Source organism: Aureibaculum koreense (assembly GCF_034296135.1).
Classification (GTDB): domain Bacteria; phylum Bacteroidota; class Bacteroidia; order Flavobacteriales; family Flavobacteriaceae; genus Aureibaculum.
Genome location: NZ_JAXKVV010000001.1, coordinates 289564 through 305984, shown reverse-complemented (window position 1 = coordinate 305984; position 16421 = coordinate 289564). Strand labels below are relative to the sequence as shown.

The window sequence follows — 16421 nt, the reverse complement described above, 5'->3', positions numbered from 1 at the left end:
GACCTCACAGGTCTCCAAGACCTGTGAGGTCTCTTCGACGAGGTCTTTATTTTATTCGAAAATCATTGATTCTAATTGTTCATCTATTTGTAATTTCTTATTTTTAATTACATGGATAAAATTATCCAAACCACCTAGCATTTCCAATACTTCATATCTTTCTATCAAGGTTGGTTTGTCGGAAATTATTGCGTTGTAGGATGAATGTTGATATTTATCCAAATTAGATACAAACCCATGATGAACTGGGTTTAAATGTATGTATAAAATTATTGCTATTAAGTATTTTTCATCTTCAACTTTTATTCTTTTGAATCTGTCCGTAAAAAGACTGCCATTTCTGTTGTATTTTTTGTTGATGGATTTTGAGTAGGCATTAAATAAATTAGAAAATGCTTTTGAAATATCTTTATCCTCCAGTTCATCCTTAATTCGAACCAATAAATGAAAATGATTTTTAAGCAAACAGTAAGACCAAATTTCGGCGACTGGAATCAAATACTTTTTAATTAAATTTAAGAAATAAAAATAATTCATTTCTTCAATAAAGATACCTTCACCATTATTTCCTTTGTTAAAAATATGGTAGTAACCAGAAGCAGTAAGAGAATCATATTTCATTTAATAAATTGTTGATGAGTATGAAAGACCTCACAGGTTTTGAAAACCTGTGAGGTCTCTCTAGCTTCAATGTTTTAAATTCTTCGCAACTCTGTCTTCTTCCAAAATTTCTTCGGTTTCGGTTTTTACTTTTTTTAAAACGGTTTCCAATTCTTCTTTTGTAATATCGAGCGTAGTCGAGATGTCATGATCCGCAATCATATTTAAAAGTGCTTTGTCCTGTGCACGTCCGCGGGTCATTGCCTCATAATACCCAATATTTTCATTAAAGGTAACCAAAGAATATTTGGAAGAATATTCTTCAGGAAAATTTTTCTCCAATGCCATTTCTAGATTTCTCTTTTCTCTAAAGATTACATTATTTACATGCCCTTTCATTTCGTGGAAATTATCAATGGCTAAATCGGCAATGGCATCTGTATCTTTTTTTCTTGATTTTTCAAAGGCTTTAAAAATGGTTTCCCAGCCTGCCTTGTCGGCAGACAGGTCCTTATCATCATCTAAAAACTTGTCAAATTCCACAACATCTTCAAACGAAGCATTCATGCCTTGTCCATAAAACGGAACAATAGCATGAGCGGCATCGCCCATTAAGAGTGTATTGCCTTTATAGTGCCAAGGCGAACATTTTACAGTTCCGAGGGGTGAAGTAGGATTCTTAAAAAAATCATCTATTAAATTTGGCATTAACTCCAATGCATCTTTAAAATATTTGGTAAAGAATTCCAATACTTTTTTTTCAGTTGTTAGATTGTTAAAATTGTATTCACCATCATCATAACTTAAAAATAAAGTTACCGTAAAACTACCATCTAAATTTGGAAGTGCAATGAGCATAAAAGCATCCCTACCCCAAATATGAAGTGCATTTTTATAGGTTTTATATCCACCATTTTCTTCAGGTAGAATACTTAATTCCTTATAACCATGTGTTAAATAATCTTGACTAAAACTGAACAAGAATTTTTTACCTAAATAGTAACTTTTTCGTAAAGAAGAGCCTGCTCCATCGGTTCCGAAAATGACATCGGCTTTAACTGAAACCTTAGTTTTTGTTTCGTATTGAAAAAAATAAGCTATAGTATTTTCAAAATCTACATGAGTACATTTATGGTTAAAATGTATAGTGACATTAGGTAATGCCTCAGCTTCATCCAGTAACAAGGCATTTAAATCACCACGTGAAATGGAATTGATATATTCATGTTCACGTCCACTATAAGGAGCTAACACTGTATTGCCCTCTAAATCATGTAGCATCCTACCATTCATTGGGACGCATAAGGACATGACTTTTTCTTCCAAACCAACCAATTTCATACCCTTAATCCCCCTATCCGAAAAAGCAAGGTTGATAGATCGTCCTGCACTAATATCTACCTTACGTAGGTCTGGACGTTTTTCATATACAGAAACTTTATAACCTCTTTGTCCCAAACGTAAGGCTAGGAGTGAACCACAAAGTCCCGCACCGATTATTAGTATAGAAGCCCCTCCTAAATCCTCCACAATAGGGAGGACTTTCTTTTTTGTATTTCTTTTATTTGACTTCAATATTTTTTATTTTAAGCCTCTTTTCCTGAGGAAAGGATTGAGGATAGACGTTCAACCATGGTATATACATCCATAAATGAATTGTATAATGGAACAGGAGCACAACGTATAACATCTGGTTCACGCCAATCACAAATCACACCACTTTTAGTTAATTTTTTATGTAATGATTTATCGGCATTTTTTACTTGGATAGAAAGCTGACAACCTCGTTCTGACGGATCTTTTGGTGTTATGATTTTAATATTAGGATTGTCTAGTTTTTCTATTAAAAATTCAAAATATCCCGTTAGTTTTTGCGATTTTTCTACTAATTTATCCATTCCAACTTCAGCAAAAATATCCAATGATGCTCTGATAGCGGCCATTGATAGAATAGGGGGGTTACTCAATTGCCAACCTTCTGCACCGGGAAGTTGATCAAACTCATTACGCATATTAAACCGTGTTTCTTTGTTATGGCTCCACCATCCTGTAAAACGATTGAGTTCTCTGTCGTTCGCATGACGCTCATGTACAAAACATCCAGCTAAACTACCGGGACCAGAATTCAAATATTTATAAGTACACCAAACGGCAAAGTCAGCACCCGAATCATGTAAATTTAGTTTTACATTTCCAGCACCGTGTGCACAGTCAAAACCAACCATGGAATCGTGAAAATGAGCTAATGCTGTAATTCTTTTTAAGTCAAATAACTGACCAGTATAATAGTTAACACCCCCAATTAACGTCAATGCAATTTCATCGCCATGCAGGTCAAAAATAGCCTCCAAATCTTCATATCTGGCCAATTCATTCCCTTTGCGGGGTTTCCATAAAATCAGACCCTCTTTGTCATCAAATCCGTGATGCCGTAATTGCGATTCTACCGCAAATTTATCCGACGGGAAAGCATCAGCTTCAATCACTATTTTATACCTAGTTTTGGTGGGTTTGTAAAACGAAACCATCATAAAATGCAAATTAGCAGTTAAGGTATTCATTACGATAACTTCAATGGGTTTTGCACCTACGATCATTGCCATGTTTTCGGTCAAAAACTCATGGTAATGTAACCAAGGATTTTTAGCTTCGGTATGCCCTTCAACCCCTAATTCAGCCCAATCTTTAAGCTCTTGTTCAATATAAGATTTTGTTGATTTTGGCTGTAAACCTAATGAGTTTCCGGTAAAATAAATCAGTTCATTTCCTTTTGCATCTTTCGGGATGTGAAACTGATCTCGATAAGGAGCCAATTGATCTTCCTTATCCTGTACTTTGGCGTATTCTAATCCTAATTGATAATCTGACAAGACGTTAGTTTTAGGGTTTGAACAAAAATAAGAATTTATAAACGATTTATGCTTTATAGATTATTTTATATCTTCGTTAGATGAAGAAATTATTGTGGGTTTTGAGCTTGTTTCATTTTGTGCTTAACGCTCAAGAATCTAGAACAACGCTATTGAAGGTTGAAAAACAATTTCAACACACTTATATTTCGGATATACTAAAGGTGGAAAATGTTGCAAACAACCCTTTTGTTGCTTTTTCTATTCGCGTATCGGGTAATTCTATAAACAATGCTATTGAAACTGTTTATTATAAGGATTTTGAAAATAATTGGCAGTTATTTCCTGTTGGTGAAAACAATTTTGAAGTTGACAATTGGCATGGGTTGGCGTATTTAGATGTAGCCTCTAAACAAACACAAGTAAAAATAGTTTTTAATAAACCCGTGTTGATGGATAATATAAAGTTCAACTTTTATTACCCTTACAAAACGGAGTTTTTAAAACGAGAGGCAGAGAAAAAAACTGCAAATATTGATAAAGTAGAAACAAAAACATTGGCATCCTGCAATTGTGCTTCACCTACCGTAACAACAAGAAGTACCTGGTGCCCAACTAATAATTGTCCGCCAAATAGCAATCCAACTTCTACTGATGTCAAGTTTTTAATAGTTCACCATACCGCAGGGGCAAATTCTTCTTCAGATTGGGCTGCGGTTGTGCGTTCTATTTGGAATTATCATGTAAATACCAATGGCTGGTCAGATATAGGCTATAATTTTTTGCTGGATAAAACTGGCAATGTGTATGAAGGTAGGGAAGATGATACGATGGGTGCACATTTTTCTGGTAGAAATAGTGGTACTTCAGGTATTTCGTTGATGGGGACATACAATACGGTTACACCAACCACGGTAATGATTGATTCTTTAAAAAGTTTGTTGGCATGGAAAGCCTGTGTAAAAAATATTGATCCCACGGCAACAGCCTATCATGCCTCTTCAGGATTGAATTTAAAAACGATTTCAGGACACAGAGACGGACCAAATGCTACCGAGTGCCCTGGGCATAAAGTATATGATATGTTGCCAGCCATCAGAACGGGAGTAAAAGATCTTATTGATAATTGTGCGGTGTTGGGTGTTGATGATGAATTTCTACGAAATTTTAAAATTTATCCAAATCCGTTTTTTGATAAAATTTTTATTGAAAACACTTTATTTGAGGATGAAATTTTAAAAATTAAATGTTTTGATGTAACAGGTAGATTGGTTTTTGAACACGATGAAGCCTTAAATAACTCAAAAGCTGAGGTAGATTTATCTTTTCTGTCACCGGGTATGTATTGGCTGGAGTTGAAAATTGATACTAAAAAAACTCATTTTAAATTAATAAAAACTTAAATTTGATAATATAAAATTTGTATCATGAAAAAAATAGCAATAGTATTAACATTTTTATTTACTGTATCCTTAATTCACTCTCAAAAAATGAAAATTGAAGAAGGGAATTTTGACTTTATCAAAGATCAAAAAGAGATTAATGTAGAGTTTGTCTATGATAACATGACTTTGATGAAAGAAAAAATGACGAATGATGAATATGTTGAAAAACGTTCTGCGGATTTGGAAGAAAAATCAAGAGGGAAAGGTGAGGTTTGGAAGAAAAAATGAGATTCAAGCAGGGAACTTATATGGAATCCAAAATTTTTAGAATTGATGAATAAGTATTTGGGAGATAAAGAGAATATGTATTTCGCGGAGGGTCTTGAAGATGCTAAATACACCCTTATTGTTGAAACGGTATGGCTTTACCCGGGATGGGATGCCGGTATTATGAAACAACATGCCAAGGTAACCACTCAGCTTAAATTTGTGGAAACTGCAAATAAGGATAACGTTCTAGCGGAAGTGAGTAGCAAAAATGCACCAGGCGACCAATGGGGCAATAATTATAGCAATGAGAGTAGGGTTGGAGAAGGTTATGCTAAGACTGCGAAGTCACTGGCAAAATTAGTTTTAAAGAAAGCATTCTAAATCTTTAATAAATTTAGAAGTATCAACTTTCCATCTTTAATAAATGAGCCATAGAACTAATAGCTCTATCGTGCTTTTTTACAAACGGATTGGTCTCGTCCCAAACATAACCAGCCAACACCGCACAAATTTTTTCTTTAACTTCGGGGTTTTCAGGTCTATGGAAAAATAAAGTTTGTAAATTTTCCGTGTACCATTCTTTTACATAAGTGGAAAATACATTTACCCCTCTTTTAATATAATTGGTATATTCATTTTCCCAATCAACTTTTTCACCATTTAATTGTCTAGCTACAAGTTTGGCGGCTAATAAAGAAGATTCTGTAGCAAAAGCAACGCCCGATGAAAAAACAGGATCTAAAAATTCCGAACTATTACCAGTCAAGGCATATCCATCGCCATATAATTGTTTAACGGATTTTGAATAGTTTTTAATACATATAGGATCAAATTCAAAATCTACATCTTTAAACCTATCGTAATAATGTGTAGAAAGTTTAAGCATTTCCCTAAACATTTCTGAAGTATTTCCTTGGTATGATTCCATAAACTCAGTGGGCCCAACAATACCTATACTCGTTTTTCCATTAGAAAAGGGAATTACCCATAACCAAACTTGTGGTTTTACAATATCAAAAGTAATAAGCGTACCTTCAGTTCCTTCGGGTCTATTTATATCTTCTACATGGGTAAATATTGAGGAATGTTTGGGTAGGGTGGAGGGCTTGTCTAAATCGAGTAATCGCGGTAGAACTCTGCCATATCCACTGGAATCTATAATAAATTTGGCATTGATGGCTTTTTCTGCTCCATTATCATTTTGTATGGTGGTTTTCGAATGTGTACCATCAAAATCAACAGCTGTAACGGCCCATTCGAAAGCAATATTTACACCTTTTTTAATAATTTCATCCGCCAAGGCTTTGTCGAAATCTGCCCTGGGCACTTGCCAAGTCCAGTTCCAACCTTCGGTGTATTTTTTACTAAAATCAAAAAGGCAAACCTCTGTACCACGGATAAATCGAGCCCCCCGTTTTTTCTCAAAGTTCATTGCATTTAAACAATCGAACAAATCCACTTCTTTAAAGTGTTCCATTGACCTTGGCAACAAACTTTCACCGATAACAAATCTTGGAAATTTTGACTTTTCTACTACTTGAACCGAAAACCCTTTTTTATGTAAATATGCGGCAGAAACACATCCCGAAGGACCCGCACCGATTATTAAAACGTCTACATTTTCAGTAATCATCACTAATATTAGGTAAATTCTTTGTAAAAGTATTAAATTTGTCGCTTCAAAATATCAAAAAGGTAAATTATTTGCCAATAAACCTGCAGTGAATGCTTAACATTAAAGGAGAACTAGATTTAAAAGATTTTTACGAAGTAATTTTTAATAAAAGCAGTATTGAGCTTGACAAAACCTTACTAAAAAGAGTAGAAGATAGCTTCAATTTTCTCAAAGAATTTTCTGAAAACAAAGTAATTTATGGAGTAAATACGGGGTTTGGGCCGATGGCTCAATACAAAATTAAGGATGAAGACCGAATTCAACTTCAGTATAACTTAATTAGAAGTCATGCTTCGGGTGTAGGAAATCCAATTCCTGAAATGTATGTTAAAGCTGCCATGTTGGCCAGGTTAAATACATTGAGTTTAGGAAATTCAGGCGTACATCCTTCCGTAGTTAAATTGATGGCAGCATTTATCAACAGAGATATTACACCTTTAATTTATGAACACGGAGGAGTAGGTGCAAGTGGTGATTTAGTACAATTGGCACATTTAGCTCTTGTGTTAATTGGAGAAGGAGAAGTTTTTTATAAGGGAGAAAGATTACCAACTGCTGAGGTATTTAAAATTGAAGATTTAAAACCGATAAACGTTGAACTGCGTGAAGGGTTGGGATTGATAAACGGTACTTCGGTAATGACAGGTATTGGCATTGTAAACGTAATTTACACCAAACGCTTGTTAAATTGGGTGTTAAAATGTTCTGCTGCCATAAACGAAGTGGTTGAAGCGTATGGAGATCATCTATCAGAAGAATTAAATAACACCAAAAAGCATAAAGGGCAGCAAGAGGTAGCCAAAAAAATGAGGGAGCATTTAAAAGATAGCTCTTTGATAAGAAATAGAGAAGAGTACCTGTACAATGGCAATGGCGATGCCGATAGTGCTGTATTCAAAGAAAAGGTGCAAGAATATTATTCATTGCGTTGCGTACCTCAAATTTTAGGCCCTGTGTTGGATACTTTAAAAAGCGTTCAAAAAATATTGATTGAGGAGGTAAATTCAGCTAATGACAATCCGATTGTTGACGTTAAAAAACAACAGGTATATCATGGTGGTAATTTTCACGGTGATTATGTTTCATTAGAAATGGACAAACTCAAAATTGTTACCACAAAAATGACAATGTTAGCAGAACGTCAATTGAATTATTTGTTGAACTCAAAGCTGAACGATATTTTACCACCGTTTGTTAATTTAGGTCAATTAGGATTAAATTTTGGCATGCAAGGTGTTCAGTTTACGGCAACATCTACAACTGCTGAAAGTCAAACCTTGTCAAACCCAATGTACGTACACAGCATTCCGAATAACAACGATAATCAAGATATTGTTAGCATGGGGACCAATGCCGCTTTAATGACCAAAAAAGTGATTGAAAATGCCTATGAAGTGGTTGCTATTGAAATGATTACCATTATTCAGGCCATTGAATATTTGCAATTTCAAGATAAAGTTTCATCAACTACCAAAACCTTGTTTGATGCTGTTCGAAATCTTGTACCAGCATTTAAGGAAGATTTAATTATGTACCCTTATGTCGGAGCCATTAAAGAATATTTAATGGAGACGAAATCAAATTAAGATTTACATTTTGTAAATTCACTTTTTTTTAATTACTTTATTGTGTTCTAACTTTAAATAAAATTTCTATGAAAAAAATAGTATTTCTACTTGTATTTGCTGTAATGAGTCAATTTATTTTTGCCCAAAAAGCAGCAAGGATAACGGAAGATAAAAAAGTGGGCTATATAAACCATTCTGGAGATTGGATTATTGAACCGACCTACGACAAAGGAGGTGAATTTTCTGATGGGCTAGCACCTGTTAACAAAGATAAAAGATGGGGATTTATTAATGGCAATGGCGATTTGGTTATCGATTTTCAATTTGACAGGGTAAAAGCATTTGATAGCGGTTTGGCACTTGTAGAAAACAACAAACGCTGGTTTTACATTAATAAAGAAGGAAAAGAAGTAGATATGCCATCCTCAGAAAAATTATTTGACTTTGTTGATGGTTTGGCGTATATAAAACGTGGCGAAAAGGTGGGTTTGTTAAACCCTAAAGGAGAAATAATTCTTGAACCTAAATATGACGAAATACAGAAATTCCGTAATGGATATGCCAAAGTACAAGTAGGTGAAAGTTGGGGGTTGATAGACAAAACCGGAAAGGAAATCATTGAACCTATTTACCAAGGTTTGGGCGTTTGGTCAGATGGAATTATTACCGCAGAAAAAAACGATGTACATGGAATTTTAAAAGATGGTCAGTTTGTTAGAGTGGAAGGTGCCGTTAAAATTTGGCCGTTTAGAAATGGTGAAGAACTTACTTATGCCAACAATTCTGAAAAAATTGCAGGGTTTATTAATAGAAAAGGTGAATGGGTAATTGAGCCAAAATTTAAAAAAGTAAAGGCTTTTGTCAACGGATTGGCACCCGCTTCTACCGATGGTAAATTATGGGGCTATATCAATCCTAAAGGTGAGATGGTAATACCTGAGAAGTTTAGGGATGCTGAAATTTTTAGCAGCAACGGAATGGCTCCTGTAAAAGTGAATAAACTTTGGGGATTTATAGATAAAACAGGAAAGTTGGTTATTGAAGATAAATATAGAATTACCGGTTTTAATCCTTTTGCTATGTTTTCAGAAACCGAAGCAAAAGGTTTTATAGACGGATATGCAAGGGTTAGTTTAGACAAAAAATGGGGTTTTATTGACGAAAACGGTAATCCTTTGAATGGGAAATGGTTCGATAATGCCGAAGCCTTTGTAGACATTAACTAACTATATATACTTTTATAATGCTTTTCGAAAAAATAAAAAACTTACTTCCCAATAACCATAATTATTAACTGAATGAAATGTGCTTTAGTAACAGGAGGATCAAGGGGAATAGGAAAAGCTATTTGCAAAAAATTGGCAGAAGATTCTGATTACCATATACTTATTAATTACAATTCCAATAAAGAAGCCGCTTTAGATACTTTAAAGCAAGTTAATGAATTTGGTAACACGGGTGAAATAATTCAATTTGATGTTGCTGATGCTGATGCTGTTAAAAATGCTCTGGACTCTTGGATGAGTAATAATGAAGGTTCAATTATTGAAGTATTGATAAACAATGCTGGTATTACCAAAGATGGTCTTTTTATGTGGATGCCGGCTGAGGATTGGCACAATGTAATTAATACTAGTTTAAATGGTTTTTACAATGTAACAAATCATTTAATTCAGAAAATGTTAAGCAACCGTTATGGTAGAATCATAAATATGGTATCTGTTTCAGGTGTAAAAGGTACGCCCGGTCAGACCAATTATTCCGCTGCCAAAGGTGCTATTGTTGCGGCTACCAAAGCCTTGGCACAAGAAGTTGCAAAACGCAAAATTACTGTTAATGCTGTTGCCCCGGGATTTATCAATTCTGATATGACCGCTGATTTGGACGAAAAAGAATTAAAAAGAATGATTCCTGTTAATAGATTCGGCGAAGCCGAAGAGGTGGCCGATTTAGTTTCGTTTTTAGCTTCAAAAAAATCTTCTTATATTACAGGTGAGGTTATAAATATTAATGGTGGGATTTACTCCTAACCGCTTAAACAAACATGAACAGAGTTGTAATTACGGGAATGGGCATATACTCTTGTATTGGGGGTAATTTAGAAGAAGTAAAAGAATCTTTATACAAAGGAAAATCAGGAATTGTCTTTGATGCCGAACGTAAAGATTTTGGATATCGTTCTGCCTTAACTGGTATGGTTTCCGAACCTGATTTGAAAAAATTACTTTCCAGAAGGCAACGTATCAGCATGGGTGAAGAAGCTCAATATGCTTATGTTTCCACGATTGAAGCATTGAAAAATGCGGGAATATCACAAGATTTTTTAGATTCCAATGAAGTAGGGATTTTATTTGGTAACGATAGCACGGCAAAATCTGTTATTGAATCCATTGACACTGTAAGAGAGAAAAGAGATACTACGCTCGTAGGTTCAGGAGCTATATTTAAAGGAATGAACTCTACCGTTAACATGAATTTATCTACCATTTTTAGATTAACGGGTGTTAATTTCACAATAAGTGCAGCTTGTGCTAGTGGTTCTCATGCCATTGGTGTAGGTTACCATCTTATAAAAAGTGGGTTACAAGACACTATTATTTGTGGCGGTGCCCAAGAAATTAACAAACTGGCCATGGCAAGTTTTGATGGATTGGGCGTATTTTCTGTTCGAGAGGATAATCCTGTCGAAGCGTCAAGACCTTTTGATACAGAAAGAGACGGATTGGTTCCAAGCGGAGGTGCTGCAACAGTTATTTTAGAAAGCTATGAATCGGCTGTAAAAAGAGGAGCACCTATTTTAGGCGAAATAGTTGGTTACGGATTTTCATCTAATGGCGATCATATTTCAACTCCAAATGCAGATGGTCCAACAAAAGCGATGCAAAAAGCAATAGACGAAGCCAAAATAGAGGTGTCAGCTATTGATTATGTAAATGCTCATGCCACTTCCACACCAGTTGGTGATGCCAACGAAGCTAAGGCTATTTATAATATATTCGGAGATAACGGACCTCATGTGAGTTCTACAAAATCCATGACGGGTCACGAGTGCTGGATGGCTGGTGCAAGTGAAATTGTATATTCCATGTTAATGATGCAACATTCCTTTGTGGCTCCCAATATTAATCTGAAAGCACCTGATGAAGATGCTGCCAAATTAAACATTGCAAGACATACCGTAGATAAAAAAATTGATGTATTTTTGTCGAATTCTTTTGGGTTTGGTGGAACAAACTCTGCATTGATTATTAAAAAAATATAACTATGGTTCTGAAGAAAGAAGAGATCATTAGCAAGATTAATGACTTCCTTATTGATGAGTTTGAAGTGGAAGAAGATGATATTAGTCCTGACGCTAATTTAAAGGATACGTTAGAACTGGATAGCTTGGATTTTGTAGATTTAGTTGTTGCTGTCGAATCAAATTTTGGCGTAAAATTAGTGGGCGAAGATTTTGTAAATATTACTACACTTCAAGATTTTTATAATCTTATAGAAAGAAAGCTAGGTTAAAAAACTACTATGGCTCAATGGGAAGGGAAATCCAGAGGTACCGTTTTAGGCTATAAAATTTTTATTTTTTTTATGAAAAAGTTGGGCTTGGGCTCGGCTTATTTTATTTTATACTTTGTTGCTTTTTACTTCTTGTTATTCTCGCCCAAAGGCACGAAGGCATCTTATTATTACTTTAGAAAAAGACTGGGTTGTTCACCTTTAAAAAGTATTTTTAATATTTATCGAAGTTATTATAAATTTGGTCAAACTATTATTGACAAAGTTGCTATACGTTCGGGATTAAGGAATAAATTCACTTACGATTTTGATGGAATAGATAAGCTCAAACAACTGATTGCAGATAAAAAAGGCGGGATTTTAATCAGTGCACATGTTGGTAACTTCGAAATAGCCGATTTCTTTTTAAAAGAAGTTGATTTTAACGCACAGATTAATATTGTAACAACCGATCAGGAACATAATGATATTAAAGAATATTTAGAATCAGTTTCACAAAAATCAAGTGTTAAATTGATTTTGATAAAAGAAGATTTATCACATATATTTGATATTAACACAGCATTAGCCAATAATGAGCTGATTTGTTTTACAGGTGATAGGTATTTTGAAGGCACACGCTTTTTAGAAGAAGAATTATTAGGTAAAAAAGCTAAATTCCCAGCGGGTCCGTTTTTATTGGCTTCGCGACTTAAAGTCCCGGTTGCATTCGTTTATGTAATGAAAGAAACCAACAAACATTATCATTTATTTACACGATTGGCAACCGCAAAGCAAAGAGATGCTCAAGGGTTATTACAGAATTATACTGAAAGTATAGAATGGATTTTGAATCAATATCCATTACAATGGTTCAACTATTTCGATTTTTGGGAGGAAAAGTAGCTAGAAGTCCGAAGACGGAAGTTTAGCATTTGGTAAAAGTGAAGTTGTAAAAGTTATTATACAGACATTCAAAAAGAAAGTAAAAGTTTTAAACGGGTTTAAGTTCGAGTTTATTTATAGGCGATAGCCCTAGAAAAAATAGCCTTTCCGCTTTTTTTTTTTGAGGATGTCGAAAACCTTTAATGGAAGTAAATTTTTTAATCTAACATCTAACATCTAACATCTAACATCTAAAATCTAACGTCTAATATCTAACTATGAAAAACGTACTCATCATATATTATACACAATCAGGGCAGTTATTGGAAATTGCCCAAAATGTGGTACGAGATGTTGAAGATGCCGATGATGTAAACGTTGCATATCATCAAATAAAACCAGTAGAAGAATATAAGTTTCCTTGGAAAGCTGATAAATTTTTTGATGCTTTTCCAGAATCTTTTTTGCAAATTCCTTGCGAATTGGTAAAACCAGATCCAGAAATTTTATCAGAAAAATATGATTTAGTTATTATAGCGTATCAAGTTTGGTATTTGACACCTTCAATACCAATAAACTCATTTTTAAAATCAGAAGAAGCTAAAAAAATATTGAAGGATACTCCTGTAGTTACCGTAATTGGTTGTAGAAATATGTGGATAAAAGCTCAGGAAAAAATGAAGGTTCTTTTATTGGAAAATCAGGCAAAATTGGTAGGTAATATTGCTTTGGTGGATAGAAATATTAATCACATAAGTGTTATAACCATTGAAAAGTGGATGTTCAGTGGAAAAAAGGAAAAGTATTTGGGTGTTTTTCCAAAACCAGGGGTTTCTCAAAAGGATATTGACAAATCCATAAGATTTGGTAAACCTATTTTAGAAAGTATTTGTAAAAATGATTATGAAAATTTACAAGATAATTTGCTGAAAATAGGTGCGGTAAAAGTAAAACCATTTTTAATTACAATGGATAAAAGGGCCAATGTTATTTTTGACAAATGGTCTAAATTCATCATAAAAAAGGGTAAACCCGGTGAACGCAAAAGATTAAAATGGGTTCGGGTTTTTGATAAATACCTTAAATTTGCCATTTGGTGCTTTGGTCCTATACTTTTTATTGTATTTTTGCTGACTTATTTGCCTTTTATTGGTAAGATCAAAAAAGACCAAAAATATTATGCGTCTGTAAACCATAAATAGTATATTTAAAAGATGAATGACGTTTACATAACTAGAATTGCAAAATACTTACCTAACAATCCTATATCAAATGATGAAATGGAAGCAAAGTTGGGTATCTTAAACGGAAAATCTTCTAAAGCAAAAGGAGTAGTACTACGCAATAATAAAATAAAAACTCGATATTATGCAATTGACGATGATGGAAATATTACGCATAATAACGCCCAATTAACCAAAGAAGCAATTGAAGCACTTTGTGATTCTGAGTTTACCACAAAAGATATTGAACTGCTTTCATGTGGCACCTCTAGTCCTGATCAAATTTTACCATCACATACCTCAATGGTTCATGGTTTTCTCAAAAACAGAAATTTAGAAATTAATTCACCCTCGGGTGCATGTTGTTCAGGTATGAATGCTTTAAAATATGGATTTTTATCCGTTAAGGCCAAACAGGTTAACAATGCAGTTTGTGCAGGTTCAGAACGCACATCTTCTTGGATGATGGCAAATACTTTTGAAGAGGAGGTTAATCACTTAAAATCTTTGGAGGAGCAACCCATTATTGCTTTTAATAAAGAGTTTTTACGCTGGATGCTTTCGGATGGAGCAGGGGCTTTTTTATTGGAAAGTGAACCCAAAGGAAAACAACCTCTTAAGATTGAATGGATTGAGGGATATTCTTACGCTCATGAACTGGAAACCTGTATGTATGCAGGTGGAGATAAGTTGGAAAATGGACATTTAAAACCATGGAGTGAATTTTCGGCTCATGAGTGGAGCGAGCAATCTTTATTCGCAATGAAACAAGATGTAAAATTGCTTAGCGAAAATATTTTAATAAAAGGTGTTGATAGTTTAAAACAGGCATTAAATAAACATAATTTAAAACCTGAAGACTTAACCTATTACTTGCCACATATTTCTTCTTTTTATTTTAAAAATAAATTATATGAAGAAATGGTGAACCAAGATTTTGTTGTGCCCTTGGAGAAGTGGTTTATGAATTTAGACAAAATTGGAAATGTTGGGGCGGCATCAATTTATATTATGTTAGAAGAATTGGTAAATTCTGGAAAGTTGAAAAAAGGAGATAAAATTTTGTTGCACGTTCCTGAAAGTGCCAGATTCGCTTATAATTATGCACTTTTAACTGTTTGTTAATTTGGATAATAGTTCAATTGACATACCTGTTACAGATTTAATTCCCCAAAAAGCACCGATTGTAATGGTAGATACGCTGTTACGATATTCCGATGCTGAAGTTACCTCAAAACTTACCATTACAGATTTTAATATTTTTACTAAAAACAATATCTTCACTGAACCTGGTTTGATCGAACACATGGCTCAAACCGTGGCACTCCATACCGGATATAAATATTACTTACAGAACAAACCTTCACCTACCGGATATATTGGTTCGATAAAAAGCGTAGAAATTGTTAACTTGCCAAAATTAAATGATACTTTGATAACAACGGCTTCTATTTTACATGAAATAATGGGAGTTACCTTAGTTGCTGTTGATGTAACTTTAAATGGAAAATCAATAGCTACCGGCGAAATGAAAACGGTAGTTGCTAAATAATTGAAAAATAACACCAGGCATATTGATATTAAAAATTTTTTACCACATAGACCACCTATGTTAATGGTAGATAATGTGTTATTTATTGATGACCAAAGTGTTAAAACCAATTTTTTAATAAAGTCAGATTGTATATTTGTGGGTGAAGATGGACTTTCGGAGTCTGGCTTAATAGAGAATGCTGCACAAACTTGTTCAGCAATAGTTGGTAAAAGTTTTTTTGATGAGGAAGATGTTGAAGGTAAGAACAATCAAGTAGTTGGTTTTATTAGTGGGGTTAAGTCGTTTAATATCATTAAATTGCCATTGTTAAAAGAAACTATTATCACCACAGCCAATTTAATTTCAAGATTTGATGCCGAAGGGTATAGTATCTGTGCTATAAAATGTAATATCGAAAGTGAAAATTCCGTTTTAGCGGAATGCGAAATGAATTTGTTTATTCAGGAAGTAAAGGTAAGTAATGAAAAAAAGTGAAGTCCCACAAGATAAAAGTAATTTAGAGTCTGCCAATTTTAAGGAGCTCTGTTATGCTGTTGATGAAAATGGGGAATATACCACGGCAAACAGCTCAGGTTGGGATCCCAAGACCATTGCGTTGAACAATGCCATTAAAGAAATTGAAGAGCGTGTAGCTAATGCTAAAAAACGTGTTTTAAATAATGAGACAAGTCCCATAGAATATTATATGGAAGTCCACAAAATGGATTTGCCCATTTTAGCAAGTTATGTCGGACTCTGGCAATGGCGGGTAAAAAGGCATTTTAAGCCCAAAATATTTAAAAAATTGAGCAATACGCTATTGCAGAAATATGCTGATGTTTTTGATATTACCATTGAGCAATTAAAGAATATTGAGAAGTAGATTTGACTTAAGTAAGAAAAAGGCTAGAAGGCATAAGATAAAAAGTAAAACGAAAAT

General features: G+C 34.1%; 18 protein-coding genes. 14 read left to right on the top strand and 4 right to left on the bottom strand.

Annotated features, from left to right (window positions below):
- Positions 1-51 precede the first annotated feature (51 nt).
- The 3 genes from UMM65_RS01505 to kynU form a co-directional block, all read right to left on the bottom strand.
- Positions 52-621: a transposase gene (locus tag UMM65_RS01505; protein WP_321974691.1), complete on the bottom strand. Its 570-nt coding sequence runs from the start codon at positions 619-621 to the stop codon at positions 52-54.
- 66 nt (positions 622-687) lie between these two features.
- Positions 688-2130 carry an FAD-dependent oxidoreductase gene (locus UMM65_RS01500; protein ID WP_321974795.1) on the bottom strand — a complete coding sequence of 481 codons (1443 nt, stop codon included), beginning with the start codon at positions 2128-2130 and terminating at the stop codon, positions 688-690.
- A 56-nt stretch (positions 2131-2186) separates the two neighbouring features.
- Positions 2187-3470 carry a kynureninase gene (kynU, locus tag UMM65_RS01495; protein ID WP_321974690.1) on the bottom strand — a complete coding sequence of 428 codons (1284 nt, stop codon included), beginning with the start codon at positions 3468-3470 and terminating at the stop codon, positions 2187-2189.
- 80 nt (positions 3471-3550) lie between these two features.
- Between kynU and UMM65_RS01490 the strand changes: the two genes are divergently transcribed.
- Genes UMM65_RS01490 through UMM65_RS01480 form a run of 3 tightly spaced genes read left to right on the top strand, consistent with a single transcriptional unit; the run spans position 3551 to position 5485 of the window.
- Complete coding sequence (locus UMM65_RS01490) at positions 3551-4852, top strand: N-acetylmuramoyl-L-alanine amidase (protein WP_321974689.1); 1302 nt, start codon at positions 3551-3553, stop codon at positions 4850-4852.
- A gap of 24 nt (positions 4853-4876) precedes the next feature.
- Positions 4877-5122, top strand: a complete 246-nt coding sequence (locus UMM65_RS01485; protein ID WP_321974688.1) for a hypothetical protein — start codon at positions 4877-4879, stop codon at positions 5120-5122.
- 45 nt (positions 5123-5167) lie between these two features.
- Positions 5168-5485: a hypothetical protein gene (locus tag UMM65_RS01480; protein ID WP_321974687.1), complete on the top strand. Its 318-nt coding sequence runs from the start codon at positions 5168-5170 to the stop codon at positions 5483-5485.
- Between the two features lie 22 nt (positions 5486-5507).
- Here UMM65_RS01480 and UMM65_RS01475 read toward each other — a convergent pair whose 3' ends face one another.
- Positions 5508-6737, bottom strand: a complete 1230-nt coding sequence (locus tag UMM65_RS01475) for an NAD(P)/FAD-dependent oxidoreductase (protein ID WP_321974686.1) — start codon at positions 6735-6737, stop codon at positions 5508-5510.
- 92 nt (positions 6738-6829) lie between these two features.
- Between UMM65_RS01475 and flxA the strand changes: the two genes are divergently transcribed.
- The 11 genes from flxA to DarG all read left to right on the top strand — a co-directional run bounded on the left by flxA (position 6830) and on the right by DarG (position 16364).
- Positions 6830-8365, top strand: coding sequence for a flexirubin biosynthesis tyrosine ammonia-lyase FlxA (flxA, locus tag UMM65_RS01470; protein WP_321974685.1), 1536 nt, complete (start codon positions 6830-6832; stop codon positions 8363-8365).
- Between the two features lie 68 nt (positions 8366-8433).
- Positions 8434-9573, top strand: a complete 1140-nt coding sequence (locus UMM65_RS01465; RefSeq protein ID WP_321974683.1) for a WG repeat-containing protein — start codon at positions 8434-8436, stop codon at positions 9571-9573.
- A gap of 72 nt (positions 9574-9645) precedes the next feature.
- A complete protein-coding gene (gene flxB / locus UMM65_RS01460; RefSeq protein WP_321974682.1) occupies positions 9646-10377 on the top strand; it encodes a flexirubin biosynthesis SDR family reductase FlxB in 732 nt (243 codons plus the stop codon).
- A gap of 14 nt (positions 10378-10391) precedes the next feature.
- A complete protein-coding gene (locus tag UMM65_RS01455) occupies positions 10392-11609 on the top strand; it encodes a beta-ketoacyl-[acyl-carrier-protein] synthase family protein (protein WP_321974681.1) in 1218 nt (405 codons plus the stop codon).
- An 8-nt stretch (positions 11610-11617) separates the two neighbouring features.
- Entirely contained in the window at positions 11618-11860 is a 243-nt protein-coding gene (locus UMM65_RS01450; RefSeq protein ID WP_321974794.1) for an acyl carrier protein, read from the top strand.
- Positions 11861-11869: 9 nt separating this feature from the next.
- Complete coding sequence (locus UMM65_RS01445) at positions 11870-12745, top strand: LpxL/LpxP family acyltransferase (RefSeq protein ID WP_321974680.1); 876 nt, start codon at positions 11870-11872, stop codon at positions 12743-12745.
- 257 nt (positions 12746-13002) lie between these two features.
- Positions 13003-13926, top strand: a complete 924-nt coding sequence (locus UMM65_RS01440) for a dialkylrecorsinol condensing enzyme DarA (RefSeq protein ID WP_321974679.1) — start codon at positions 13003-13005, stop codon at positions 13924-13926.
- A gap of 12 nt (positions 13927-13938) precedes the next feature.
- Complete coding sequence (darB, locus tag UMM65_RS01435) at positions 13939-15072, top strand: dialkylresorcinol biosynthesis protein DarB (RefSeq protein ID WP_321974678.1); 1134 nt, start codon at positions 13939-13941, stop codon at positions 15070-15072.
- Between the two features lies 1 nt (position 15073).
- Entirely contained in the window at positions 15074-15499 is a 426-nt protein-coding gene (locus UMM65_RS01430) for a hypothetical protein (RefSeq protein ID WP_321974677.1), read from the top strand.
- Positions 15500-15976, top strand: coding sequence for an ABC transporter permease (locus tag UMM65_RS01425; protein ID WP_321974676.1), 477 nt, complete (start codon positions 15500-15502; stop codon positions 15974-15976).
- Complete coding sequence (gene DarG, locus UMM65_RS01420) at positions 15963-16364, top strand: flexirubin biosynthesis protein DarG (protein WP_321974675.1); 402 nt, start codon at positions 15963-15965, stop codon at positions 16362-16364. Before UMM65_RS01425 ends, DarG begins: the two co-directional genes overlap by 14 nt.
- Positions 16365-16421 lie beyond the last annotated feature (57 nt).